Annotated in this window: 23 protein-coding genes; 13 read left to right on the top strand and 10 right to left on the bottom strand. The window is 65.7% G+C overall.

Annotated elements, in window-relative coordinates:
* The first annotated feature begins 44 nt into the window (after positions 1-44).
* Positions 45-683 carry a hypothetical protein gene (locus tag LRC39_RS21960; RefSeq protein ID WP_346295629.1) on the top strand — a complete coding sequence of 213 codons (639 nt, stop codon included), beginning with the start codon at positions 45-47 and terminating at the stop codon, positions 681-683.
* Here LRC39_RS21960 and uvrB read toward each other — a convergent pair whose 3' ends face one another.
* Positions 684-3746 (bottom strand): excinuclease ABC subunit UvrB, encoded by a 3063-nt coding sequence (gene uvrB / locus LRC39_RS21955; protein ID WP_346295628.1) that lies wholly within the window; start codon positions 3744-3746, stop codon positions 684-686.
* 117 nt (positions 3747-3863) lie between these two features.
* Between uvrB and LRC39_RS21950 the strand changes: the two genes are divergently transcribed.
* The gene (locus LRC39_RS21950) at positions 3864-4220 is read left to right on the top strand and encodes a hypothetical protein (protein ID WP_346295627.1); all 357 of its coding nucleotides are present in this window, start codon (positions 3864-3866) and stop codon (positions 4218-4220) included.
* A gap of 119 nt (positions 4221-4339) precedes the next feature.
* Positions 4340-5839 (top strand): hypothetical protein, encoded by a 1500-nt coding sequence (locus LRC39_RS21945; RefSeq protein ID WP_346295626.1) that lies wholly within the window; start codon positions 4340-4342, stop codon positions 5837-5839.
* Positions 5840-5939: 100 nt separating this feature from the next.
* On the opposite strand, the gene LRC39_RS21940 is transcribed toward LRC39_RS21945, so the two are convergent.
* Entirely contained in the window at positions 5940-6992 is a 1053-nt protein-coding gene (locus LRC39_RS21940) for a hypothetical protein (protein WP_346295625.1), read from the bottom strand.
* A gap of 228 nt (positions 6993-7220) precedes the next feature.
* Here LRC39_RS21940 and LRC39_RS21935 point away from each other — a divergent pair, with 228 nt between their 5' ends.
* Positions 7221-9206, top strand: coding sequence for an alkyl/aryl-sulfatase (locus tag LRC39_RS21935; RefSeq protein WP_263989636.1), 1986 nt, complete (start codon positions 7221-7223; stop codon positions 9204-9206).
* 307 nt (positions 9207-9513) lie between these two features.
* Positions 9514-10209: a glutathione S-transferase family protein gene (locus tag LRC39_RS21930; protein ID WP_346295624.1), complete on the top strand. Its 696-nt coding sequence runs from the start codon at positions 9514-9516 to the stop codon at positions 10207-10209.
* On the opposite strand, the gene LRC39_RS21925 is transcribed toward LRC39_RS21930, so the two are convergent.
* Positions 10197-10988: a crotonase/enoyl-CoA hydratase family protein gene (locus tag LRC39_RS21925; protein ID WP_346295623.1), complete on the bottom strand. Its 792-nt coding sequence runs from the start codon at positions 10986-10988 to the stop codon at positions 10197-10199. The genes LRC39_RS21930 and LRC39_RS21925 overlap by 13 nt on opposite strands.
* A gap of 92 nt (positions 10989-11080) precedes the next feature.
* On the opposite strand from LRC39_RS21925, the gene LRC39_RS21920 reads away from it, so the two are divergent.
* The 3 genes from LRC39_RS21920 to LRC39_RS21910 all read left to right on the top strand — a co-directional run bounded on the left by LRC39_RS21920 (position 11081) and on the right by LRC39_RS21910 (position 13420).
* Positions 11081-11731, top strand: coding sequence for a TetR/AcrR family transcriptional regulator (locus LRC39_RS21920; protein WP_346295622.1), 651 nt, complete (start codon positions 11081-11083; stop codon positions 11729-11731).
* A gap of 66 nt (positions 11732-11797) precedes the next feature.
* Complete coding sequence (locus LRC39_RS21915; protein ID WP_346295621.1) at positions 11798-12355, top strand: DUF4142 domain-containing protein; 558 nt, start codon at positions 11798-11800, stop codon at positions 12353-12355.
* 66 nt (positions 12356-12421) lie between these two features.
* Complete coding sequence (locus LRC39_RS21910) at positions 12422-13420, top strand: SDR family oxidoreductase (RefSeq protein ID WP_430624908.1); 999 nt, start codon at positions 12422-12424, stop codon at positions 13418-13420.
* 173 nt (positions 13421-13593) lie between these two features.
* On the opposite strand, the gene LRC39_RS21905 is transcribed toward LRC39_RS21910, so the two are convergent.
* The 3 genes from LRC39_RS21905 to LRC39_RS21895 all read right to left on the bottom strand — a co-directional run bounded on the left by LRC39_RS21905 (position 13594) and on the right by LRC39_RS21895 (position 15718).
* Entirely contained in the window at positions 13594-14286 is a 693-nt protein-coding gene (locus LRC39_RS21905) for an HAD family hydrolase (RefSeq protein ID WP_430624907.1), read from the bottom strand.
* Positions 14283-14492: a hypothetical protein gene (locus LRC39_RS21900; RefSeq protein WP_346295619.1), complete on the bottom strand. Its 210-nt coding sequence runs from the start codon at positions 14490-14492 to the stop codon at positions 14283-14285. Before LRC39_RS21900 ends, LRC39_RS21905 begins: the two co-directional genes overlap by 4 nt.
* 284 nt (positions 14493-14776) lie before the next feature.
* Positions 14777-15718 (bottom strand): aldo/keto reductase, encoded by a 942-nt coding sequence (locus LRC39_RS21895; RefSeq protein WP_346295618.1) that lies wholly within the window; start codon positions 15716-15718, stop codon positions 14777-14779.
* Between the two features lie 279 nt (positions 15719-15997).
* On the opposite strand from LRC39_RS21895, the gene LRC39_RS21890 reads away from it, so the two are divergent.
* A complete protein-coding gene (locus tag LRC39_RS21890; RefSeq protein ID WP_346295617.1) occupies positions 15998-16717 on the top strand; it encodes a DNA helicase in 720 nt (239 codons plus the stop codon).
* 6 nt (positions 16718-16723) lie between these two features.
* Here LRC39_RS21890 and LRC39_RS21885 read toward each other — a convergent pair whose 3' ends face one another.
* From LRC39_RS21885 to LRC39_RS21870, 4 genes are all read right to left on the bottom strand, one after another.
* Positions 16724-17572, bottom strand: coding sequence for a lysophospholipid acyltransferase family protein (locus LRC39_RS21885; protein WP_346295616.1), 849 nt, complete (start codon positions 17570-17572; stop codon positions 16724-16726).
* Between the two features lie 213 nt (positions 17573-17785).
* Positions 17786-18949: a PQQ-dependent sugar dehydrogenase gene (locus LRC39_RS21880; protein WP_346295615.1), complete on the bottom strand. Its 1164-nt coding sequence runs from the start codon at positions 18947-18949 to the stop codon at positions 17786-17788.
* 89 nt (positions 18950-19038) lie between these two features.
* Complete coding sequence (locus tag LRC39_RS21875; protein WP_263989624.1) at positions 19039-19230, bottom strand: HtrA2 peptidase; 192 nt, start codon at positions 19228-19230, stop codon at positions 19039-19041.
* A gap of 136 nt (positions 19231-19366) precedes the next feature.
* Positions 19367-20020, bottom strand: a complete 654-nt coding sequence (locus LRC39_RS21870) for a glutathione S-transferase family protein (RefSeq protein WP_011159866.1) — start codon at positions 20018-20020, stop codon at positions 19367-19369.
* Positions 20021-20433: 413 nt separating this feature from the next.
* Between LRC39_RS21870 and LRC39_RS21865 the strand changes: the two genes are divergently transcribed.
* The 4 genes from LRC39_RS21865 (at position 20434) to LRC39_RS21850 (ending at position 25242) form a co-directional block, all read left to right on the top strand.
* Positions 20434-21636, top strand: coding sequence for a pyridoxal phosphate-dependent aminotransferase (locus tag LRC39_RS21865; RefSeq protein ID WP_012497537.1), 1203 nt, complete (start codon positions 20434-20436; stop codon positions 21634-21636).
* A gap of 124 nt (positions 21637-21760) precedes the next feature.
* On the top strand, positions 21761-22282 hold the full coding sequence (locus LRC39_RS21860) for a DUF992 domain-containing protein (protein ID WP_346295614.1): 522 nt from the start codon (positions 21761-21763) through the stop codon (positions 22280-22282).
* 223 nt (positions 22283-22505) lie between these two features.
* Positions 22506-22979: a DUF992 domain-containing protein gene (locus LRC39_RS21855; protein ID WP_107356874.1), complete on the top strand. Its 474-nt coding sequence runs from the start codon at positions 22506-22508 to the stop codon at positions 22977-22979.
* Positions 22980-23190: 211 nt separating this feature from the next.
* Positions 23191-25242, top strand: a complete 2052-nt coding sequence (locus LRC39_RS21850) for an elongation factor G (protein WP_346295613.1) — start codon at positions 23191-23193, stop codon at positions 25240-25242.
* Positions 25243-25276 lie beyond the last annotated feature (34 nt).

Genomic DNA, 25276 nt, shown 5'->3' with positions numbered 1-25276 from the left:
TCTTGCTCTCCTGGTAGTAGCTGCAAAAGAAACAGGATTCTGTCGTGTTTGAAAAAATACTGTACGTTATTCTTGGTTGGTTGCTCGGGCTGCTGGGACCGATTGTTACCGATCAGATCAAATCTCTATTGCGAAGAAGGGAATTCGTCTCGGCTTTAAAGGTTGAGTTGGAGGATCTGCAGTTTCGACTCGCGATTTCAAGTTTGTCGCTTCTTCAGTCCCACGGAACGCTAGACAAGGACTTTGCTACGTGGGCATTGAGGATTGCATCCCGGTATTCTGGAAGTGAACCTAGCTCCAATATCGTAAGGTTTCTTGAAGGCTTTGTATCCGCGAGTGATGAAACGGTGCGCAATCTAAACGAACATGCGAGGGCCGCAGATGGAGTGGGTGCAAGCCTTAAGTCCTTTCAGGTCAGTTTTCTGGAGAATAACATTCCTGAGATACAAAAGCTAAATCCGGCAGTTCAACGGAAGCTTTACGAATTCCGAAATCAGCTTTCGATCATCAATCGTGATGTGGCCAGATCGGATGATTACCTAATGCTGACGTTCAACTCATCTCTGACTTCCGATAATCACAAGCGAATAACTGATGATCTTGGGCGATTATATCAACAAGTTCAGCGACGAACAAAGGACGCTGCTGATCGAATTGGGTCAATTTTGCCAGATTTGAAGTAGCTACCTCTTCTTCCACCCACCCCGCTTTCCCGGCGCGCCGCCGGTGCTACGCGGGGAGGGGCCGAACTCCGGGCCGGCTTCGCGGCTGGAGGTCGGCTGATAGATCTTGCTCTCGGTGCCAGGGCCCATCTCGTCGAGGGTGGGTTTGCGCGGCTTGGGGCGCTGGACTTTCTTGAACTCGTGAAAGCCGGCGATGCCCATTTCGTCGAGGTCGGGCTTGTGGACTTTCGACGCCGTGCTCGGGGTACCCCCACCCCGGCCTTCGGCCGACCCTCCCCGCAAGGGGGAGGGTGAAGCGGCGTCGCCGCCTCGTGATCCTGACTTGCCGCGGCCGCCTTTGCCTGCCTCCGCAGGCAAATTCGCTGCCGCGCCGTAGCGCTTATTGCCGGCGTAGCTGCCGGCCTTCGCCGCGACGCCGCGCTGTTTCACAGTTGGATCGTCGATCACCGCGAGCTCCGTGGCGCGCAGGCGTTTGACTTCGTCGCGCAGGCGGGCGGCTTCTTCGAAGTTCAGGTCGGCGGCGGCCTCGCGCATCCTGGTTTCGAGATCCGCCAGCACCGCCTCGAAATTGTGGCCGATCACCGCGGCGTCGTCGGTGAAGCCGGCGCCCGTGCCGTCGCCGATCTCGACCAGCACATGGTCGCGCTCGTACACGCTGTTGAGGATGTCGCCGATCGACTTCTTGACGCTCTCCGGCGTAATGCCGTGCGCGGTGTTGTATTCGATCTGCTTCTCGCGGCGGCGGTTGGTCTCGTCGATCGAACGCTGCATCGAGCCGGTGATCTGATCGGCGTACAGGATCACCTTGCCGTCGACGTTTCGCGCGGCGCGGCCGATGGTCTGAATCAGGGACGTTTCGCTGCGCAGGAAGCCTTCCTTGTCGGCATCGAGGATCGCCACCAGCGCGCATTCCGGAATGTCGAGGCCTTCGCGCAGCAGGTTGATGCCGACCAGCGCGTCGAACGCCCCGAGCCGCAGGTCGCGGATGATCTCGATGCGCTCGATGGTGTCGATGTCCGAATGCATGTAGCGCACGCGGATGCCCTGTTCGTGCAGGAACTCGGTGAGGTCCTCGGCCATCCGCTTGGTCAGCACGGTGATCAGCGTGCGATAGCCGCGCGCCGCGGTGGCGCGGACTTCGCCGACGAGATCGTCGACCTGGGTGCGGGCCGGGCGAATGTCGACCGGCGGATCGATCAGACCGGTCGGGCGAATGACCTGCTCGACGAACACGCCGCCGCTCTCGTTCAGCTCCCACGCCGCCGGCGTCGCCGACACCGCGACGGTCTGCGGCCGCATCATGTCCCATTCTTCAAAGCGCAGCGGCCGGTTGTCCATGCAGGACGGCAGCCGGAAGCCGTATTCGGCCAGCGTCGCCTTGCGGCGGAAGTCGCCTTTGAACATCGCGCCGATCTGCGGGATCGAGACGTGGCTCTCGTCGGCGAACACCAGCGCGTTGTCCGGCACGTATTCGAACAGCGTCGGCGGCGGCTCACCCGGCCGGCGGCCGGTCAGATACCGCGAGTAGTTCTCGATGCCGGCGCAGCTGCCGGTCGCTTCCATCATCTCGATGTCGAAGGTGGTGCGCTGCTCGAGACGCTGCGCTTCGAGCAGGCGGCCCTGCGCGTGCAGCTGATCGAGCCGCCATTTCAGTTCGGTCTTGATCGAGGAGATCGCCTGGATCAGCGTCGGCCGCGGCGTCACATAGTGCGAATTGGCGTAGATCTTGACGAACTCCAGCTCGTCCTGCTTGTGGCCGGTGAGCGGATCGAACTCCTCGATGCCCTCGATCTCGTCGCCGAACATCTTCACCCGCCAGGCGCGATCCTCGTAGTGCGCCGGGAAGATGTCGATGACGTCGCCACGCACCCGGAAGGTGCCGCGGGTGAAGTCGGCCTGGGTGCGCTTGTACTGCAGCGCCACGAGATCGGCGATCAGCTGGCGTTGATCGATCCGTTCGCCGCGCTTCAGCGCGAAGGTCATCGCCGTGTAGGTCTCGACCGAGCCGATACCGTAGATGCACGACACCGAGGCGACAATGATGACGTCGTCGCGTTCCAGCAGCGCGCGGGTGGCGGCGTGGCGCATCCGGTCGATCTGCTCGTTGATCGACGAATCCTTCTCGATATAGGTGTCGGTGCGCGGAACGTAGGCTTCCGGCTGGTAGTAGTCGTAATACGAGACGAAATACTCGACGGCGTTGTCGGGAAAGAAGTTCTTGAACTCGCCGTAGAGCTGCGCCGCCAGTGTCTTGTTCGGCGCCAGGATGATGGCCGGGCGCTGCGTCGCCTCGATCACCTTGGCCATGGTGTAGGTCTTGCCCGAGCCGGTGACGCCGAGCAGCACCTGGGTGCGATCGCTGCGGTCGATGCCTTCGACCAGCTCCTTGATCGCCTGCGGCTGGTCGCCGCGCGGCTGGTAGTCGGATTTCAGCACGAAGCGCACGCCGCCTTCGGACTTCTCCGGGCGCGGCGGCCGGTGCGGCACCCACAGCTTGACCCCGCCGTCCTCGCCCTTGAATTCGGGGCGGCCGTCGCGGATCAGGCTCTCCAGTGCGTCGGCCGTGGCCTTGACGCCGAGCGCCTCCATCTTGCTGCGCGGCGGACGGGCCAGCGCTTCGGCGTCGTCCTCCTCGGTCGGCAGGCCGAGCTGCCGCGCCAGCTCCGGATCGAGCGTCGGAATGGTGGCGGCGGTGCCGTAGTTGGCCTGCGGCGCTTCGTTCAGGCCGCCCCGACTCGCGCCGGGCGGCTGCGGATAGGGCTGCAGTGCCGTCGGCCGCGGCGTCGCGCCGTCGCCGGCCTTCGGCGTCGAAGCGCGGCCGCGATGCACCGCCGCTTCGCTGCCGCGGCGGTCGTGCGAATTGTCCGGCGGCGGCTGCAAGCCGGTGCCGGAGCCGAGACCCGCGTCGCCGCGATTGAGCGCCGGATTCAGAAGTTCGGCCAGCGCCGGGCCGATCGGCTTCACGTCGGGCCGGTGGGCCTTCGATTTTGGGGCTTTCGGCGCGGCGGATTTGGCCTTTGCGGCTTTCGGGGAGGTGTCGAAAGAGTCGGGAGATTTCGCCATGGCGGGAATATGGGGCCCGTCGCCAGTTCTGGGAAGCGATCGTCCCGATCATTTTAGGGTTGATTGCCGAAGGGTTCCATTTCTATCATTGCGCGAGATTGCGAACGGAGTTCTGCCATGCTCGGACCCGCGCTTTCCCACCTTCACGAGTTACTTGCCAGGCGCCGCGAGAAGCATGAGGAGCTCACGCCCTTCGAGCGTGCGCTGCTCGACGAGCTTACGGCAGCAAAGACGTTCGCCCCACCATTGACGAAAGTGCTGCAATTGTCGCGCGACGACAGGCTGCGCAGCACATTGCGAGACATGCCGGTCAGCGGGCTGAGCGATACGCTGGATGAGTTCCATCGCACCTTCCTGGACCTCGACAAGTCTTTGCGGACCGAGATCGAACTCGGGAGTGGCGGCTACACGGGTGACGATCGCATGCAGACCGCGTGCGACGAGCCCAACTGCCCCAACAAAAAAAGGAAGTAGTGGCGGTCTGTTCCAGGTCGCGCCGCTGTCGTTCGTCGGTGCGAACCAAGGGGAGACGATCGATGAAGTATCAAGTCTCTGATCACGTTCCCGCCCGGTTCGACCACGATTTCGACCTTGTGCCAGCGGCCGGCGTCGTTCCGACCGCCGCAGAACGCGATCTGCTTGGGCAGATCGAGACTGCCCTGGAGGTCATTTCGGCCGGACGAAAGGCCGATGATGCCGCTCGCCTTTGTCCTGCGCTTGCTGAAGCGCGGAAGCGGTGGTGGTTTGCCACGGCGGCGCAGTTGCGCGAGGCGGCAGAGCACTTCGCGAGCACCCAAAATGTGGATTCGACACTTGAGCGGGTCGCCACGATCGATGCTGAGCGGCGTCGCTCCGAGCCCGATATCGTCATCGAGAGCATTCCGGTGGCGGAGGCGAGATTCGCCAAGGAGTTCAGGGTCGACCCTCGACAATGCCCGCTCGGTCAGCCGGATCAGGACTATTTGACGGCCCTGAAAGAGGTGCTCGACGTGCTGGCGGCTGATGTGAAGAAAGAAAAGAAGTCGGACGGTTCGCCGCGTTACTCGGACGCGGTGCTGCGGGAGCGTGCCGTCTATCGCGAAGCTGCAGCGGACGAGCTGCGCGAGGACGCGATCAATTTCCGCAAGGGGACTGCCCCGGTGGTGGTCGCAAGCAACGCGCGGTTCATCAACGGCAAGTATCGCGGCCTGGTCGATCGTCTCGGCGGACGCCTGTTCGCGGTCAACATCAAGTACGAAAAGCGAGATGGAAAGGATGTGGCGGTCGATCTCAAGATCGGCGTCAACGAAGGTCTGCCGCCGCCGAACGACACGCCTTCGGTCGAGAAACAGGATCTCTATGTCCAGATCGACAACGCGATGACGGTGATCGGCACAGTGTGCCGCCAGCTCGAGGAGAGAACGCCCGTTCCGTATCGGGTGGACGCCATCGCGGCGGCAACGCAACGCGCGCGGAGTTTGCTCGATGAATACGTCCGGAAGCTCGCCGGCATTGCCGGTCTCGGGTTGGAAGGCCCGCACGTCGATCTCGCCAAAAAGGCGCTGATCGGCCTGAAGCTGGAGTTCGTCGGGCGCGAAGCAGGACGTATCAAGAACGATTATGTGCGCCGCCTCGGAGCGTGGGCGGCGTTGTTCTTCATCGGCTTCCTCGTTGCCTATGCGGCTATCCGAAGCGGCACCTGCAGCGTGACCATGATGAAGGAGCATGCCGCTCAGTGTCCGTCGCCATGGTGGAACGAACACAAGACGTTCCTGCTGGCTGCAGCAGGTGCATCGCTCGGCACCTGGCTGTCGTTCGCCATCCGCCGGCTCGATCTGCCGTTCGACGACCTGGCGCTTCTCGACGAGCATTCGCTCGACCCGCCGTTCCGGATTGCATTCGTCGTGGCGTTGACCCTGATGGCGTGTCTGTTGTTCTGGACCGGGGCTTTGAATATCGAGATCGGAAATCTCAAGACCGGCTCCGAGAGCTTCAAGGCCACCGGCTCGGTCGCCCTTGTCGTCGGCTTGTTTTGCGGTCTTTCGGAGCGTGCGCTAGCGACCGCGATGTCGAATCGCGGCGCGGCGTTTATCGCGGGGCTGGTGGGTCGTTAGTCGGTGAGGTGCACGCCGGCGCCTGTCCCGAGAGTGCCCGATCGCCGGTCGCAGCTGCGCATGGCCTTAGCATCTCGCCTGACGTGGAGTTCGGATGGGTTCAGCCCGGCGCCACCCGCAGCCGCTTCATCCCGTGGGGGAGCCTGGCGTCGCACCATGCCTCGATCGCCGGCTGGCGGCGATGCAGGAACAGTCCGAGCGCGATGATGGCGATGCCGATCAGCGACAGCGCGAACGGGAACAGCAGCGAGTCGCGGAACAGTTTTTCGGCGAGGTCGCCGAGATAGATCGCGATCCCGAACGCGCCGAACACCGCGAACACCCGCCGGCCCAGCACCACGGCGATGCCGAGGAAGATCACGTTCATGGCGCAATATAGCGCCTTGTCCAGATTGGTCCCGTTCGAGGTCGCGGTGATGCCGCCCCAGAACGTCATCACGCCGAACAGGTACAGCCAGAAGGCGAAGTCGCCGCTGCGCTGGCGCAGATGCACCAGCACCGCGGCGATCACCATGCCGGCGCCGAAGCCGATCGAGACCTTGCGGGCGGTTTCGAAATCGCCGTGCGGCGTGCCGGTGATCCACGGCACCAGGTCCATCGACAGGAACCACAGCGCCACCGCCATCAGAAACACGATGAACGGAAAGCGATAGAATGCCAGCGCCACCAGCGCCGCCGCGATGGTGGCGAGCTCCATGAAGATGAAGCTGCCTTTGACCCAGATGTAGAAGCTGCGAACGGTGTCGGGCTTGCCGAATTCCGACCACAGCCCGAACGCCTCCTGCACGCCATACACCGCCAGCGGCATCATCCCGACCGCCACGGCGATACACAGTCCGCCCGGCGTGCGCAGATTCTTCACGTGCCACAGATAGTGCCCGGTCCACCAGAACGCGACGGCGTAGATCAGCGCCGTGGCGGTCAGCGCCGCGCCGCCAAGGCCGGCGAACGCCATGGTCGAGAACAACCCCATGGCGCTGATCACGATCAGCGCGCCCGCGTACCAGAGCAGGTGCACGATATCGAAGCGCGGGCCTTCGCTCGCGGCCGCCGGCCGCCGGGTGTCCAGGAAGGTGCGGAGCGCCGCTTCCTGCGCCGGCGTGATCACGCCAGCCTGGGTCGCTGCCTGCAGGTCTTCGGCCGAATAGCGCATCGTCACTCTCCCTCCGCCGAGCCACCCGTTCCGGGGGCCGCCGCCGTTGGTGGTGTCAGTGAAGCGCGATCATGTTCAATTCGCGTTACGGAATACTTTGCAGTGCGGGAAAAACAGGAGCTGTGGAGAGCCGGGATCGCGGGAGGAAATTTCGATTTTGCGGGCGGGATTGAGATGGTCATGGCGGCGGGAACCGGGTGATGATCCGTGCCCTTCCGGAGATTGAGCATGGCACGAATTATACCGTCGATGATATTAGCGACCGCCGCGGCGCTATCGCTACTGGCTACGCCGCTGGTCGCCCAGCCCAACGACGCCGAGCCGGCGACCCGCGCCGCCAATGAGGCGATCACCAAGACCCTGCCGCTCGCCGACCGCGCCGATTTCGAGGACGCGCAGCGCGGCCTGATCGCGACGCTGCCGGACGGCGTCGTCCCCGGTCCGCCGGGTGCGCCGGCGGCGTGGGATTTGAAGCCGTATGATTTCCTCAAGGGCGATCAGCCCTCGGCGACGGTCAATCCCAGCCTGTGGCGGCAGGCGCAGCTCAATCTCGCCAGCGGGCTGTTTCAGGTCGCCGAGCGGGTCTATCAGGTCCGCGGGCTCGACATCGCCAATGTCACCATCGTCGAGGGCGACACCGGGCTGATCATCACCGACACCACGCTGACGGTGCAGACCGCCAAGGCGGCGCTGGATCTGTACTACCAGCACCGGCCGAAGAAGCCGGTGGTGGCGCTGATCTACACCCACAGCCATATCGACCATTTCGGCGGGGCGCGTGGCCTGATCGACGAGGCCGATGCGGCCAGCGGCAAGGTCAAGGTGATCGCGCCGACCGGCTTCATCGAGCATGCGGTCGCCGAGAATGTCATCGCCGGTAACGCGATGAGCCGCCGCGCCCAATTCCAGTTCGGCACCCAGCTGCCGGTCGGCGACCGCGGCCAGGTCGATGCCGGCCTCGGCAAGGCGCTGGCCAAGGGCACGGTGTCGCTGATCGCGCCGAACGACCTGATCAAGCAGCCTTATGAGACCCGCAGCATCGATGGCGTCGAGATCGAATTCCATCTGGTGCCGGAATCCGAAGCCCCGTCCGAGATGATCTCGTACTATCCGCAGTTCAAGGTGTTGAACATGGCGGAGGACACCACCCACACGCTGCACAACCTCTACACCCTGCGCGGCGCCGCGATCCGCGACGGCCGGCTGTGGTCGAAATATATCGGCGAGGCGATCGAGCGCTACGGCGACAAGACCGACGTGGTGATCGCCCAGCACAATTGGCCGGTGTGGGGCCGCGACCGCGTCGTCGGCTATCTGAAGAAGCAGCGCGACGTCTACAAGTTCATCCACGACCAGAGCGTGCGGCTGCTCAATCACGGTCTGACGCCGACCGAGATCGCCGAGCGGCTGACGCTGCCGCCATCGCTGACCAACGAATTCGCCGCGCGCGGCTATTATGGCTCGGTCAGCCACAACGCCAAGGCGGTGTATCAGTTCTATCTCGGCTGGTACGACGCCAACCCGGCCGATCTCAATCCGCTGCCGCGGGCCGAGCAGGCCAAGAAGGAGGTCGACTATATGGGCGGCGCCGCCGCGGTGCTGGCGCGCGCCCGTGACGACTACAAGGCCGGGCAGTATCGCTGGGTGGCGACGGTGGCCAGCAAGCTGGTGTTCGCCGATCCGTCCAACACCGAAGCCCGCGCGCTCGGCGCCGACGCGCTGGAGCAGCTCGGCTATCAGGCTGAAGCGTCGACCTGGCGCAACGCCTATCTGCTCGGTGCCCAGGAGCTCCGCAACGGCCTGATCAAGACCGATTCAGTGACGTCCAATCCCGATCTGCTCAAGGGCGTGTCGATCGATCTGGCGTTCGACTTCCTCGCGGTGCGGCTGAATGCGGCGAAGGCCGAAGGCAAGCACATCGTGGTGAACTGGACCTTCACCGATCTGAAGGAGACCTACACCATGAACCTGGAGAACTCGGCGCTGACTCACGTTTCCGGCAAGCTCTCCGACAACGCCGACGTCAGCGTCACTCTGAACCGCGCCACCTTCGACGCGATCTCGCTGAAGCAGCGCGGCTTCCTCGGCGCCGTGCTGAGCGGCGACCTCTGGGTCAGTGGCAACCCGCTGAAGCTGCGCGAACTGTTCGGCCTGTTCGAGGACTTCTCACCGAATTTCGAGGTGATCGAGCCGGTCAAGGCGAAGGTGGAGTAGGGGGCGCCCCTCGCGCACGTCATTCCGGGGCGCTCGCGCTGAGCGAGCGAACCCGGAATCCCGAGTTGTGAAGCACCTCTTTGTCCTTGCACGTCGAGATTCCGGGTTCGCCGCTGCGCGGCGCCCCGGAATGACGGTCGATGCATCACCAATCCCGTCATGCGCGGGCTTGACCCGCGCATCCATCATCTTGAAGAGATGGATCGCCGGACCTCGTCCGGCGATGACGTGACGTGTGTGGTGAGCGCCCGACGCCGGAATGTTCGGCGAGCGCCCACGACCAACGCGAGACCCGAGGACGCGCGACATGACTCTCAAACTGTTCGAACTGGTCGGGGCCGATGTGGGCCGGCCGTTTTCGCCGTTCGTGTGGCGGACGCGGATGGCGCTGGCGCACAAGGGGCTGCAGGCGGAGACGATTCCGTGGCGCTTCACCGATAAGGCGGCGATCGCGCCGTACGGCTCCGAGAAAGTGCCGGTGCTGCTCGACGGCGACAAGACGGTCGCCGACTCCTGGGCGATCGCCAACTACCTCGAAGACGCCTATCCCGATCGGCCGTCGCTGTTCGGCGGCGAGGGCGGCCGGGCGATGGCGCGGATGCTGAACTGGTGGGGCGATCTTGCGATCGTCGGCGGCCTGTTTCCGCTGATCGTCGCCGACATCGCCCAGCGGCTCGATCCGGACGACGCGGTGTATTTTCGGCAGTCGCGTGAGGCGCGACTGAAAAAGTCGCTGGAAGAGACCGCCGCGACCCGTGATCGCGCGGTCGATGGCTTCCGCAAGTCGCTCGACCCGCTACGGTTGACGCTGAAGACGCAGGCCTTCATCGGCGGCGCCGCGCCGAACTACGCCGACTACATCGTGTTCGGCGGCTTCCAATGGGCCCGGGTCGTTAGCGACTTCTCGCTGCTGCCGAGCGACGACCCGGTCTATGCCTGGCGCGAGCGGCTGCTCGACGCCTTCGGCGGTCTGGCCCGGGCCACGCCCGGCTATCCGGTCTGAGCCGCGGCGCGCGGCCGAGCCTGCCAGTCGGCGAAGCCGCGCACCAGCTCCTCGCGGCCGACCAGCGCGGCAAACTGGGCGCGTTCGACCAACAGGCCCTCGTCGATCGACAGGTTCAGCCCGCGCGTTGCGGCGGTGATCACCGCTGCGACTGCGCCGGGTGGATGCCGGATGATTTGCCGGGCCAGCGCATCCGCCGCGCCGAGCAGCTCGCCATGCGGCACCACCCGATTGACCAGGCCGATCGCCAGCGCATGCGCGGGTGAAAACGGCTCGCCGGTCAGCAGCAATTCCAGCGCCCGCTTGCGGCCGGCGAGGCGCGGCAGGCGCTGGGTGCCGCCGAAGGTCGGCGGCATCGCCAGCTTGATCTCCGGCTTGGCGAAGCGCGCGCATTCGCTCGCCACCGCCAGATGCACCGCCTCGGTGATCTCGCAGCCGCCGCCATAGGCGAGGCCATTCACCGCCGCAATCACCGGCTTGGGGAAGCTCTCCAGCCGCGCCGTCATGGTCTGGCCGCGGCGGACGAAGTCGCGCACCGCGTGGTCCGCGCCGCGCGCGACGCTGCCGGAGAACTCGGTGATGTCGGCGCCGGCAGAGAATGCCTGTTCGCCTGCGCCGGTGAGGATCACGGCGCGGATCGCGTCATCGACTTCGATCGCGTCCAGCCGCTGCATCAGCCGGTCGATCAGTGCGTAGTTCAGCGCGTTCAGCTTGTCGGGACGGTTCAGCGTTAAGAGCGCGATGCTGTCGCGCAGCTCGATCGGGATCAGCTCGGTCATGTCGTGGTCTCCATCGGTCACCCGATGGCTACCGCGGGCATCGCATTGTGTATATTCACTGGTCGGTATACATGGGCGAGATGACGGTCCGAATGTCAGCAGCAGCTCCGAAGACCCGCGAGGGCAATACCACCCGAAAGCGCATCATCGCGGCCGCCGCCAAGCTGTTCTATGCCGAAGGCATCCGTGCCGTCGGCGTCGACGCGGTGGCGGAGAAGGCCGGCGTCACCAAGCGGACGCTGTATTATCACTTCCGCAGCAAGGACGATCTCGTCGCGGCGTATCTCGAAGGCCGCGATCAGCCGAACCTGGCGCTGTTCCGGCAATGGTTCGAGGAGACGCCGGGCGCGCTGCCCGCCAAGGTCGAAGGCATCTTCCGCAATCTCGCGCGGGCTGCGCGGCATCCGAAATGGAAGGGCTGCGGTTTCCTGCGCACCTCGGCCGAGCTCGCCAATCTGCCCGGCCATCCGGCGATCAAGATCGGAGCCGCGCACAAGAAGAAGTTCGAGCGCTGGCTGTGCGAGACCTTCGCCGAGGCCGGCATCGCGACGCCTGAGGAACTCGCCCGGCAGATGCTGCTGCTGCTCGACGGCTCATTCGCGGTGGTGCTGCTGCATCGGGATGCGAGCTACATGGAGACCGCGGGCGCGGCTGCAGCCAAGCTGGTGGCCGCAGCCTTGCCGGCGCGTGCGAGCGGGCCGCGGCGCGCGGCGAAAGTCAGCGCGTCTCGCACCCGGAGCTGAGGAACGGGGCGCCGGGTCGGCGGTTGAGGGGGCGGTTCGCCGCCCACCTCTCCACGGAGCTGCCCGATGAATTTCGTTCCGGTGTTCGCTGCGCTCGCGTTCCTCGCCGTTGCGGCATGGCCTGCCGCGGCGCAGCCGGCGAACCCGCCGCATCATGCGGCTTTACGGGCCGACCCGCAGCCGCTCAGCGACGCCGACAAGCAGTTCCTGGCGTTCGCGGCCGAAGACAATCAGGCCGAGATTCAGCTGTGTCTGTTGGCTGAAAAGCGCGCCGTCGACCCGGCTCTCAAGGCGTTCGCGCGGTTGATGGTGACCGATCACGTTGCGATCCAGAGCCGGCTGGCCGCGCTCGCCAACGACGTTCAGGCGCAGTTGCCGGACGGCGTGGGCGATGAGGGCGAGCGCACCCGCGCCGAACTGAAGGGCCTCGCTGGCGATCAGTTCGACCGCAAGTTCCTCGCGGCGCAGATCGAGGATCACAGCAAGGACATCGAGAAGTTCTCCCAAGCCGCCGATCGCGGCAGCGAAGGTGCCAGCCGCTTTGCGTCCGAGACGCTGCCGATCCTGCGCCAACATCTGGCGCTCGCGCGCGCCGTGCAGACGCAGCTGAAGGCGGCCGAGTAACCGGCCTTCGGTCCGGAACGATCGCGTCAGGCGGCGGTTGCCGCTGATATCCACAGGATCACAGCCATGACCAACACGATCTCCCGCAGAGGTGTCGTCGGCGGAGCGGGGGCCGGCATGCTCGGCGTCGCGGCCGCAACCGCGCCTGCATTTGCCAAGGATGCTCAGACCATGACCGACGCCGCTCCGCTGCAGGACCCGACCTCGAAGTATCCGAAGCCGCCGTTCGAGCGGCAATCGCAGCCGTGGCCGGGATTGGCGTCGAAGATGAATCCGCGCCCGGACCACGGTGAGCAGAGCTACAAGGGTTCGGGCCGGCTCACCGGCCGCAAAGCGCTGATCACCGGCGGCGACAGCGGCATGGGCCGCGCCGCCGCGATCGCGTTCGCGCGGGAAGGCGCCGACGTTGCGATCAACTATCTGCCGGCCGAAGAAGAGGACGCGCAGCAGGTGATCAAACTGATCAAGGATGCCGGCCGCAACGGCGTGGCGATCCCGGGCGATCTGCGCGACGAGCAGTTCTGCAAGCAACTGGTCGAGCGCGCGGTGGAGAGCCTCGGCGGCCTCGACATCGTGGTCAACAATGCGGCCCGGCAGCAGACCCGCGCGTCGATCCTCGACGTCAGCTCCGAGGATTTCGACGCCACGATGAAGACCAACATCTACGCCCCGTTCTGGATCATCAAGGCGGCGCTGCCGCACCTGAAGCCGGGGTCGTGCATCATCGGCACCTCGTCGGAGCAGGCGGCCGACCCGTCGCCGGATCTCTACGACTACGCCCAGACCAAGGCCGCGACCACCAACTACGTCCGCTCGCTCGCCAAGCAGCTCGCTCCCAAGGGCATCCGCGTCAACGCGGTAGCGCCAGGGCCGATCTGGACGGCGCTGCAGGTGTCGGGTGGTGCGACCATGGAGAAGCTTGAGAAGTTCGGCAGCATGGCGCCGATGGGGCGCCCGGGCCAGCCGGCCGAGCTCGGCTCGATCTACGTCCAGCTCGCCGCCAGCGATGCCAGCTACGCGACCGGCCAGGTGTATGGCGCGATGGGCGGCGGCGGATTGCCGTAACTCTTACGCTCCTTTGACGCGATCGAAGCCTCTCGATGTGTCCCGCGATTGCGAGCGAAGCGAAGCAATCCAGCTCCGTGTACGAAGCTCCTGGATTGCTTCGTCGGCTATCGCCGCCTCGCCATGACGCTGAGAGATCATGACGACATCAGATCGTCCGCTCAGCCTGCTGATCAGGCTGGCACCGGCGCAAATCGTCCGCGGGTCTGCAGGACATCGAGCACGCCGTGCAGGTCCGGCAGCACCGCGGCGCATTTGCCGCGGGTGGTGGCGTCGGGCTGCAGCAGGTCCGGCACCATCAGCGTGATGGCGCCGGCCGTGAAGGCGGAGGCGACCCCGACGCTGGAGTCTTCCACCGCGACGCAATGTGCCGGCGGCACGCCGAGCCGGTCGGCGGCGAGCAGATACAGATCCGGTGCCGGTTTGCCGTGGGCGACGTCGTCCCGCGTGAGGATGGTGCCAAACCGCGCGCGGATGCCGGCGAGCGTCAGGTGCATGTCGGCCGTCTTGCGTGACGACGACGTCACCACGGCGACCGGGCAGCGGGCATCGTCCAGCGCATCGAGCAGTTCGCAGGTGCCGGGCTTCACGGGGAGGCCTTGCGCGAACCGCGCGTCGCGCTTGGCGACGAAGGCGCGGTTGATGTCGGACAGCGGCAGTGTCTCGCCGTAGCGCGCCACCAGCAGCGCCTGGCACTCCGGCCCCGGCAGCCCGACCATCGACTCGCAGGTCTTTGTCGCATCCGGCAGCCCGAACGCGTTGAGCACCTCGGTCAGGCTTTCCAGATACACGCGCTCGGTATCGACCAGCGTGCCGTCCATATCGAGCAGCACCGCTGCGATCAGCCAATCATGCGCACCGGTCACGATTTGCGGCTCGCCTTTGCGGCCTCGCGCAGACATTCCGGGCACAGGCAATCCACCGCGTCCGACGGCAGCGGCAGATGCGCCGGCTCGGCCGAGCACCAGCAGCCGCTGTCCATCGTGCACGAAAACTCGGCGCCGCAGCCGGCGCAGATCAACCGCCGCGGCGGCGGTGCAGGCGTGTCGGGCGAGGTCGGGCGGAGCGGCATGAGCAACGATCGGTGAACGCTGGTTGAAACACGCTCGCAGCGTACTCCGCCTGGGCCGCGATGCAATACGCGGAAGGTCGCGGAGCGGAGGGGCGTGCGGCAGTCAGGATCAAGAGAACGGGCGTGATCTCTCCACCTGTCATTCCGGGGCGCTCGCGCAGCGAGCGAACCCGGAATCCCGCTGTGCAGGGCGAAGGGGCTCAACGCAGAACACCTCGAGATTCCGGGTTCGCGCCCTTTCGGGCGCGCCCCGGAATGACGGTGCGACGAGGCGTTGCTGCAAACTACCCCTTCGTCATCGCGTCCACCTCGGCCATCTCTTCCGCGGTCAGCTTCCAGCTCGCGGCTTTGACGTTCTCCTCGATCTGCTCGGGCGTGGTGGCGCCGGCGATGACGCTGGAGACTTGCGGGCGGCAGGCGAGCCAGGAGAACGCCAGTTCGAGCAGCGAATGGCCGCGCGCTTCGGCGAACGCCTTCAGCCGGTCGACCAGATCGAGATTGGCCTCGGTGAAGTAGCGGTCGCGGATCGCCGGCATCTTGGCGAAGCGGGTGTGCGCCGGCGCTTCCGTGCCGCGCTGATACTTGCCGGTCAGAAGGCCGCTCGCCAGCGGGAAGAACGGCAGCAGGCCGAGCTTGTAGTCCTGCGCCGCCGGCAGCAGGTCCTTTTCGATGTCGCGCACCACCAGGCTGTATTCGTCCTGGCACGACACGTAGCGGTGGGTGCCGAGCGCACGCGCGACGTATTCCGCCTCGGCGATCCGCCATGCCGGGAAATTCGAATTGCCGATGTAGCGCACCTTGCCGGCGCGGATCAGGTCGTCGAGCGCGCGAAGCGTCTCGTCGATCGGCGTCAGCGGATCGTAATCGTGCTGCTGATACAGGTCGATCCAATCGGTCTTCAGCCGCTTCAGGCTGGCTTCGACCGCCTCGACGATGTAGCGCCGCGAGGCGCCCTGCTTGGTGCCGTCGGTCGCCATCGGCTTGCAGAACTTGGTCGCCAGCACGATGTCCTTGCGGCGATCGCCGAGCACGTTGCCGAGCACGGTCTCGGAGCCGCCCATGCCGGCATAGATGTCGGCGGTGTCGAACAGCGTGACGCCGAGGTCGATCGCCTTGTGGATCACCTTCTTCGAGGTTTCGGGGTCGGTGCGCTGGCCGAAATTGTTGCAGCCGAGGCCGACGACCGAGACCCGCAGGCCGCTGCCGCCGAGATTGCGAATGTCCATGAAGTGTCCTTGAGAGGTGCGTGGAGCCGCCCATTGTGGCGCGCGCCCCGCACCGCCGCAAGGCACAGCCCCGATCACACAAGCGTCAAGCGGCGTCGCCGGCGAAAGCTGTTCTCGGTCGCGGTGAGGCGCGCTACAATCTGATTCTGGCGTGGCCCGCGCCTCCCCCCTCCATTGGGAAAGTATCATTCATACGGGGCTGCACGACCGTCGAACCGCCCGTTCGAGCGCCTGCATGCGGAGGGATTGCGGAATGGCTCGATCGAGGAGGTTGTCGAGATGCGATTGTCTGCGCCGGTCTATCGCCTGAAACGTAAAGCCAAACTGCTGTCCCGCTCCCAAAACGTGCCGCTGCATGCGGCGCTCGATCAGGTCGCGGTGGCCGAAGGGTTCGCGCGCTGGAGCCTGTTGGTCGACTCGGCGGCAGCGTCGCCCGCGGCGCGTCTGTTCGCAGCGCTCAGCCCCGGAGATCTGGTGTTGCTCGGCGCGAGGCCGGGGCAGGGCAAGACGCTGCTCAGCCTCGAACTCGCCGTCGAGGCGATCAAGGCCGGGCGCGGCAGCGCCTTCTTCACGCTGGAGTACACCGAAGCAGAGGTGCTGACGCGGCTACGCGCGATCGGAGCCGATCCGGCGTCGTTAGCGGACAAGTTTGCGCTCGATACGTCGGATGCGATCTGCTCGGACTACATCATCGGCCAACTGGCGTCAGCCGAACGCGGGTCGCTGGCGGTGATCGACTATCTGCAATTGCTCGACCGGCGCCGCGACACGCCGGACTTGAACACTCAGATCCGCGCGCTGCGGGCGTTCGCCCGGAGCGCGGGCGTGATCCTGGTGGTCATTTCGCAGATCCACCGCTCTTACGATCCTGCCAAGAAGAGTTGCCCGGATTTGAGCGACGTCCGCTTGTTGAACGAACTCGATCTCGGCCTGTTCTCTCACGCCTGTTTTGTCGGAGCGGACGAGATCAGGTGGTCGCCGGTGCCCGCCGCCGCTTGAAGCGCGCTACGCCGCTTCCGGCTGCACGTCGGGCGTCGTCACCGGCACAGCGGCAGGGCGCGGGGCGATGGCGCCGCGCATGCCGGCGCGGCGGGCGGCTTCGCACATCCGGCGCACCGACTGCTCGGCGTCGCGGGTGATCTGCTTGCGGTCGGCGTCGATCGAGGTCGCGACCGCATCGCCCCAGCTGATGGTGACGTCGATCGCGCCGGCCGACAGCAGCTCGACGAAATGCGGCATCAGCTCGGCGTCGCCGTACCACGCCACGCGCTGGCGCAACTCGCGGCCGATCGGCAGGCCGCCGAAGCCGGTATACGTCACCGCCATCGGCTGCACCGCGACGCGGGCCCCGGTCTGTTCGCCGATCGCGTGGTGCACCGCGCCGACCAGCGCCGAGCGGAACGGCAGCACGCGGCTGCCGTCGGACGAGGTGCCCTCGGCGAACAGCACCATGGCGTCGCCATCCTGCAGCCGCGCGCCGATCTCGCGCGTCGCCTCGCCGGTGCGATGCCGGGCCTGGCGATCGATGAACACGGTGCGCTGCCAGCGTGCCAGCGCGCCGAACACCGGCCAGGTCGCGACTTCGCTCTTGGCGATGAACGACACCGGCGCCACCGCGGAGATCACGCAGATGTCGAGCCAGGAGACGTGATTGGACAGGATCAGCACCGGGCCGTCGCAGCGGCGGCCGACCTGATGAATGCGCACGCCGATCAGCGCGCAGACGATGCGATGATACAGCTGCGGAATCGTGCGCTGTGCGCGCCAGCCGAACCGGATCGCCAGCAGATGCACCGGCAGCAGGGACAACGTCAGCGGCACGACGGCGGCAATGACGAGGATGAATCGCAGCATGGCAATGACTTTGCGCCGCTCAAAAAGGTGCGGCCCCGGTCAGACGCGGCGACTGACGGGGACCGCTGGGGACGTTGATCGGCGACGGGGGGCCTCGATCAGACGCGAGCGGACCCTAGCGGTAGTTTGTTACACGGCGGTGACGCGTCAACTACATCTTAACGTGTGAGGCGAGCCGCGGCTGCGGGCGCACTTCTCCGCTGAAAATACCGCTTAGTTGGCGGCCGGTGCGACGCGCAAGAGTCGCCCGGTATCGCTGTCGGTCAACAGCCACAGCGCGCCATCCGGCCCCTGGCGCACGTCGCGAATCCGCTCGTCCAGCGTCTGCAGCAACCGCTCTTCGCCGGAGATCTTGTCGCCGTCGAGCGACAGCCGCACCAGCATCTGTCCGGACAATGCGCCGACGAACAGGCTGCCGGTCCAGGTCGGAAACAGCTTGCCGGTATAGAACGCCATGCCGCTCGGCGAGATCGAGGGCACCCAGTACTTTGCCGGCTGCTGCATGCCCGGCTTGGCGGTCGCCTCGTGGATCTTGGCGCCGTTGTAGTCGATGCCGTAGCCGATCACCGGCCAGCCGTAATTCTCGCCCTTGCGGATGATGTTGACCTCGTCGCCGCCGCGGGGGCCGTGCTCGACCTCCCACAGTTTGCCGTCGGCAGGGTTGAAGGCGAGGCCTTGCGGATTGCGGTGGCCGAGGCTCCAGATTTCAGGCTTGGCGCCGTCGCGGCCGGCGAACGGATTGCCGTCGGGCACGCTGCCGTCCGGCGCGATGCGGACGATCTTGCCGAGATGATTGGACAGGCTCTGCGCCTGGTCGCGATACGCGTAGTGCTCGCCGAGCGTCACGAACAGATTGCCGCTGCTGTCCTGCGCGATCCGGCAGCCATAGTGATTGCCGGACGACAGCGGCCCCTGCTGGCGGAAGATCACCTTGATGTCGTTCAGCCGCGGTGCATCGCCGGTGTCGACAGACGCACGCGCTACCGCGGTCCGGCCACCGTTGCCGTCGCGCTCGGCGTAGCACAGGTAGATCGTGTGGTTGCTGGCGATGTCCTTGTCGGCCGCGACGTCGAGCAGGCCGCCCTGGCCCGAGGCCCACACCTCGGGCACGCCCTGCAGCGGCTTCGAGACCTGGCCCTGCGGCGTCACAAGACGAAGGCGACCGGGGCGCTCCGTCACCAGCATCCGGCCGTCGGGCAGAAACGCCAGGCCCCAGGGGTGTACCAGCTTCTGCGCCACGGTCTGGACGGTCAGCGGGCCGGCAGAGGATTCGTACGTGGTGATTTCGCCGCGGCTGGCGGTCACGATCAGCAGCGAGGCAAGCAGCGCGGTGGCCGCGCTCAGCGTACCGGAAACCCAGACGATCGGAGCCTTCATCGCACTGCCTCCTCGCAGGATGGCCGTCGCGGCTGCGGTGCGGCGCGCCAGTCAACGCGCCGTGATGGGAAAGGACGTTGCCGAGCCGATCAGAGCGCGAAAGGCGTCCCCATGCCGCAGGCCGGCCCGCATTGGGTCGACAGCAGCGTCAGCGCGAGGATGGTGCCGAGCGAGGCGACCGCGATCACCAGGGAGGCGGCGACGGCTCGCACCAGACGGGGAGAGGTGGCGGGCGCGGCGGGGCGGATGAAGCCGGAGGCCGTGCCGGACGACGAAAGCATGACTCGAAATCCTCGAACCAAACGCCGGCGAATCACCGGCATTTGTGGATTGTCGTGCGATCACGGGCGTTTATGCGGCGCCGAAGGGCGCCAATCATGGTCAAATCGCGGCGGAATTCGAGCGCCGCGGCCGGACTTAGGCCTCGGCCGCGAAGCTGGTCGGATCGGCCGCGATGGTTTCCGGGGTCCAATCCATGGTGATGAAGCCCGGGGTCTGCTCGACCCGCCGCAGCCACGCATTCACCGCCGGAAACGTCGACAGGTCGAAATCACACTGGTCGGCGACGTGGGTGTAGCCGTACAGCGCGATGTCGGCGATGGTGAGCTGACCGGCCGCGAAGTAATCGTTGGTCTTCAGATGATTTTCCATCACCTGCAGCGCCGCATAGCCGCGCTCCAGCCAATCCTCCAGCGCGTGAGTCTGCAGGTCGCGGCCACCCTTGACGAGGCACAGCCAGAAATACGCGGAGCCGATATTCGGCTCGAGCGCATGCTGCTCGAAGAACATCCATTGCAGCGCTTCGGCGCGGTCCATCCGGGTGTCCGGCGCCAGCGAGGTGCCGACGGCGAGATACCACAGGATCGCGTTGGATTCGGCGAGGTAGCGGCCCGGCGCAGTTTCCAATAGCGGCACCTGGCCGCTCGGATTCTTGGCGAGGAAATCGGGCGTGCGGCTCTCGCCGCGCAGAATATCGACCTCGACCGCACGGTAGGGGGCATCGAGAAGCGCCAGCGCAAGGCGAACCTTGTAGCTGTTTCCCGATCGCTGCATCGAATAGAGCTTGTACATCCTGAAGGTCGCTTCGCTCTCCCTGCCGCCGGCATCTGCCGCGCCTAACGCGGCTAAACAATGATGTCCCCCGGCAGGCCCCGCAAGCCCCAAGCGCTGGAAAGGGTCGAAATCCCATGCCGCATTGCACAGGGCGCGGCGGCACCGCGAAAATCCCGCCGCAGCGACAGATTTCGTCCTTTCGCTATGCGAAATCGCGCAGGTGCGCGCAATGCCGCGCATGACTGGCAACTGCCGTTCTCGGCAAGGCGGCGCGCGGCCTCTCCTGGCGGTTGTGCCGACGACCGGACAATGCCGCTATTCCAGCAAGCTTCTTGCGATGCAACGTGGCCGCGCTTAGTGTGGGGATATTCCCGTCAGAGATGGAAGAGTCGCGCCAAATGCCGACTCATGACGGCTGCAAGGAGAAGACGATGCCGTTCCTCGCCACCGCGCTCGATCGTGTGAAGCCGTCCGCGACCATCGCGGTCACGGACAAAGCGCGTGAGCTGAAAGCGGCCGGGCGCAACGTCATCGGCCTGGGCTCCGGCGAGCCGGACTTCGATACTCCCGCCAACATCAAGCTGGCGGCGATCCATGCGGTCGAGGCCGGCAAGACCAAGTACACCGCGGTCGACGGCATTCCGGAGCTGAAGCAGGCGATCATCGCCAAGTTTCAGCGCGAGAACGGCCTGACCTACAAGCCGAACCAGATCATCGTCGGCACCGGCGGCAAGCAGGTGCTGTACAACGCCCTGATGGCCACCATCAATCCGGGCGACGAGGTGATCATCCCGGCGCCGTATTGGGTCAGCTATCCGGAGATGGTGGCGCTCGCCGGCGGCGAAAGCGTGCCGGTGGTATGCACCGCCGAGTTCGGCTTCAAGCTGCAGCCGGCGGCGCTGGAAGCGGCGATCACGCCGAAGACCAAGTGGATCATCCTCAACTCGCCGTCGAACCCGACCGGCGCGGCCTACAGCCGTGCCGAGCTGAAGGCGCTCACCGACGTTCTGGTCAAGCACCCGCATGTCTGGGTGATGACGGACGACATGTACGAGCACCTCGTCTATGACGACTTCGAGTTCACCACCCCGGCGCAGATCGAGCCGAAGCTGTTCGATCGCACCCTGACGGTGAACGGCGTGTCGAAGTCGTATTGCATGACCGGCTGGCGGATCGGTTACGCCGGCGGCCCGGCCGAGCTGATCAAGGCGATGTCGACGATCCAGTCGCAGTCGACCTCGAACCCTTGCTCGATCGCCCAGTGGGCCGCCGTCGAGGCGCTCAACGGTCCGCAGGACTTCATCGACACGCACAACAAGGTGTTCAAGGAGCGCCGCGACCTCGTCGTGTCGATGCTGAACCAGGCGGCCGGCATCGACTGCCCGCGTCCGGAGGGGGCGTTCTACGTCTATCCGTCATGCGCCGGCACCATCGGCAAGACCGCGCCGTCGGGCAAAAAGATCGAAACCGACCAGGACTTCGTCACCGAGCTTCTGGAAGCGGAAGGCGTGGCGGTGGTGCAGGGCTCGGCGTTCGGCCTCGGCCCGGCATTCCGCATCTCCTACGCCACCAAGACCTCGGATCTCGAGGATGCCTGCAAGCGCATTCAGCGGTTCTGCGGAAATTTGCGGTAAAGATTTCATTAACAATCCGCAAGGTTCACAGGATTCGTTCCAAAACTGTGAAAGCGCCTTGTTTTGGACAAGACGTTTCCTTTTTGTCGCCGTCGCAATCTCAATCCACATGTGGAGTGCTTATATGTTTACCCTGAGACAGTTCGGCATCGCTGCGGTCGCGTTGATCGCCTCGGTTGCGAGCGCGAGCGCGAGCGCGCAGCAGCGCGTGCAGGTCGGCGTGATCGAATGCGCCGGCGGTCCGAACGTCGGCTACGTGGTCGGCTCGACCACCCAGCTCGAGTGCCTGTTCCGGGCCGACGGCCGTCGTCCCGAGCCGTACATCGCGCACGTGCAGCGCATCGGCGTCGACCTCGGCTTCACCCAGAACACCGGCCTGGCCTGGGCCGTGTACGCCCCGACCCAGCGCGTCGGCCGCGGTGACCTCGGCGGCAGCTACGGCGGCGTCGGCGCCAACGCGTCGTTCGGCTTCGGCGTCGGCGGCAACCTGCTGATCGGCGGTTCGAACAACGCCTTCGCGCTGCAGCCGCTCAGCCTGCAGGGCCAGACCGGTCTCAACGCGACCGCGGGCATCGTCGACGTGCAGCTGCTGCCGGCCCCGATCGCCAAGAAGCACTATCGCAAGCATCGCCGTCATCATCACTAAGTGACAGCGTTTACGAAGCATTAGCGTCGTAACGAAAAGGGCCCGCCAGCGCGGGCCCTTTTTGCGTCTGGGCGTCTCGGTACGCTCGAACACCGGTCTTGGCGCTACGCCGGGTGTCATTGAAGATTTGCCGATGCTGTGACTAGATGGCGAGCACTCGTTTGCGCGTTTGCCCGAATCGGGTCGTCTTCCGCATCACCTTCCCACGTCGGAGATCTTCGCTATGCGCCGCCTCTCGCTTCTCGCCGGCCTCGCCGCCGCCGCGCTGATAACAACCGCCGCCGATGCTCAACAGGGCCGGGTGCGTGTCGGCATGCTCGAATGCCGCGGCGGTGCCAGCATGGGCTTCATCGTCGGTTCGGTGACCAATCTCGGCTGCGTCCTGCGCAGCGAAGGTCGGCCGGATACGCCCTATGTCGCCACCATCCGCAAGGTCGGTCTCGATATTGGTATCACCCCGGAAACCGCGCTCGGCTGGGCGGTGTTCGCGCCGGTTGAACGCTTCGGCCCCGGCGACCTCGCTGGTAACTACGCGGGCGCGCAGGGCTCGGCTTCGGTCGGCGTCGGCCTTGGCGCCAACGTGCTGATCGGCGGCTCGGCGAATTCGATCGCCCTGCAGCCGGTCAGCCTGCAGGGCCAGACCGGCGTCAACGTTGCGGTCGGTCTGCAGGAACTCGAACTGCGTCCGGGCCGCTAACTAACAGCGCGCCGCCAGATCAATTCCTGTTTTGCAACATTGCGCTGCGATGCAAACGCGTCGCAGCGCAAATTTCTGGTGTCCTTGATCCTGCTCAACACCGACATCATCGCGTCGTAATTTTTCGCGCTTGCCAAGTGTCGTGTGTTGCGAAAGCATCACGTCTTGCCGACCCAATCACGGGCCGAGCTCCAGATAGAAGGAGGCGGCGATGGGACAAGACGTCAGAAGTCCCCGTGGTCCCCGGTGCATCGCACTGGTGGGCCCATTCCAAAGCGGAAAAACCACACTACTTGAAGCGATCCTGGCACGAACCGGTGCCATCCCGCGGGCCGGCTCGGTCGATGCGGGCACCTCGCACGGCGACTCCAGCCCCGAGGCGCGCCAACACAAAATGGGCCTCAGCCTGACCGCCGTCACCACCCAGTTCATGGGTGAGAGCTACACCTTCCTCGATTGTCCCGGCTCCGTCGAATTCGCGCACGACATGCGCGCGGCGCTTCCCGCCGTCGACGCCGCCGTGGTGGTGTGTGAAGCCGACGAGCGCAAGCTGCCGCAGTTGCAGCTGATCCTGCGCGAACTCGAAGATCTCGGCATTCCCAGATTTTTGTTCCTGAACAAGATCGATCGCGCCAACAAACGCATTCGCGAAGTGCTCGACAGTCTGCAGCCGGCCTCGCGTATCCCGCTGGTGCTGCGCCAGATTCCGATCTGGAACGGCGACCTGATCGCCGGTTACGTCGATCTCGCGCTGGAGCGCGCCTTCGTCTATCGGGAGCACAAGCCTTCCGAAGTGGTCGACCTCGAAGGCGGCAATCTCGACCGTGAGAAGGAAGCGCGGTTCTCGATGCTCGAGAAGCTCGCCGATCACGACGACGCGCTGATGGAGCAGTTGCTCGACGACATCCAGCCGCCGCGCGATGCGGTGTTCGATGATCTTGCGCGTGAACTGCGTGAAGGCGTGATCTGTCCGGTGCTGCTCGGCTCGGCGCTTCGCGAGAACGGCGTACTGCGTCTTCTCAAGGCGCTGCGTCATGAGGCGCCCGACGTCACCGAAACCGCGGCACGCCTCGGCGTCACCGCCGGCAAGGATGCGGTCGGCTACGTCTTCAAGACTCAGCATCTGCAGCACGGCGGCAAGCTGTCGCTGGCCCGGCTGTTCGCCGGCACGCTCGCCGACGGCGACAATGTTCAGTCGTCGGCCGGTGAGGCGTCGCGCGTCTCCGGCATCCAGACGGTCGGCGGAGGTCACGACAGCAAACGCTCGTCGGCGACGGCCGGTGAGGTCGTCGCGCTCGGCAAGCTCGATGCGATCAAGACCGGCGACACCTTCGGCAACGGCAAGGCCGCGCCGGCATCGCTGGTTGAAGTCACCGCCGCGCCGCCGGTGCTCGCAATGGCGCTCGCTGCCACCGATCGCAAGGACGACGTCAAACTCGGCCAGGCGCTGCAGCGGCTGAACGAGGAAGATCCCTCGCTCACCATCGTGCACGATCCGCAGAGCCACGAGATGGTGCTGTGGGGACAGGGCGAGATGCATCTGCGCGTGGCGCTGGAGCGACTGCACGACCGCTACGGCGTCACCGTGAAGTCGCATGCGCCGGGGATCGGCTATCGCGAGACCATCCGCAAGCCGGTGACTCAGCGCGGCCGCCACAAGAAGCAGTCGGGCGGCCATGGCCAGTTCGGCGACGTGGTGCTCGACATCAAGCCGCTGCCGCGTGGTGAGGGCTTCGCCTTCGCCGAGACCGTGGTCGGCGGCGCGGTGCCGCGCAACTACATGGGCGCGGTGGAGGAGGGCGTGATCGATGCCCTGCGTGCCGGGCCGCTCGGCTTCCCGGTGGTCGACGTCCACGTCACCCTGACCGACGGCTCGTATCACAGCGTGGATTCGTCCGACATGGCGTTCCGCACCGCGGCGCGGATCGGCATCACCGAGGCGTTGCCGCAGTGCCAGCCGGTGCTGCTGGAGCCGATCCACACCGTCGAGATCGTCTGCCCGACCGAGGCGACCGCCAAGGTCAACGCCATCCTGTCGGGGCGGCGGGGCCAGATCCTCGGCTTCGACACCCGCGAGGGCTGGCCGGGTTGGGACATGGTGCGCGCCACCATGCCGGAGGCGGAGATCGGCGATCTGATCGTCGAACTGCGCTCGGCCACGGCTGGTGCAGGCAGCTTCACCCGCAGCTTCGACCATATGGCCGAAGTCAGCGGGCGGACCGCCGACCAGATCGTTGCGGCCCACCGTCAGGCAGCGGCCTGACCCCAGGAGAGCAAGGGGCGGGAACCTCTCCCGC

This window comes from Rhodopseudomonas sp. P1, from assembly GCF_039642825.1.
GTDB classification, from domain to species: Bacteria; Pseudomonadota; Alphaproteobacteria; order Rhizobiales; family Xanthobacteraceae; genus Rhodopseudomonas; species Rhodopseudomonas palustris_H.
The sequence above is the reverse complement of the archived record's forward strand: the minus strand, read 5'-3'. Positions and strand labels throughout refer to the sequence as shown.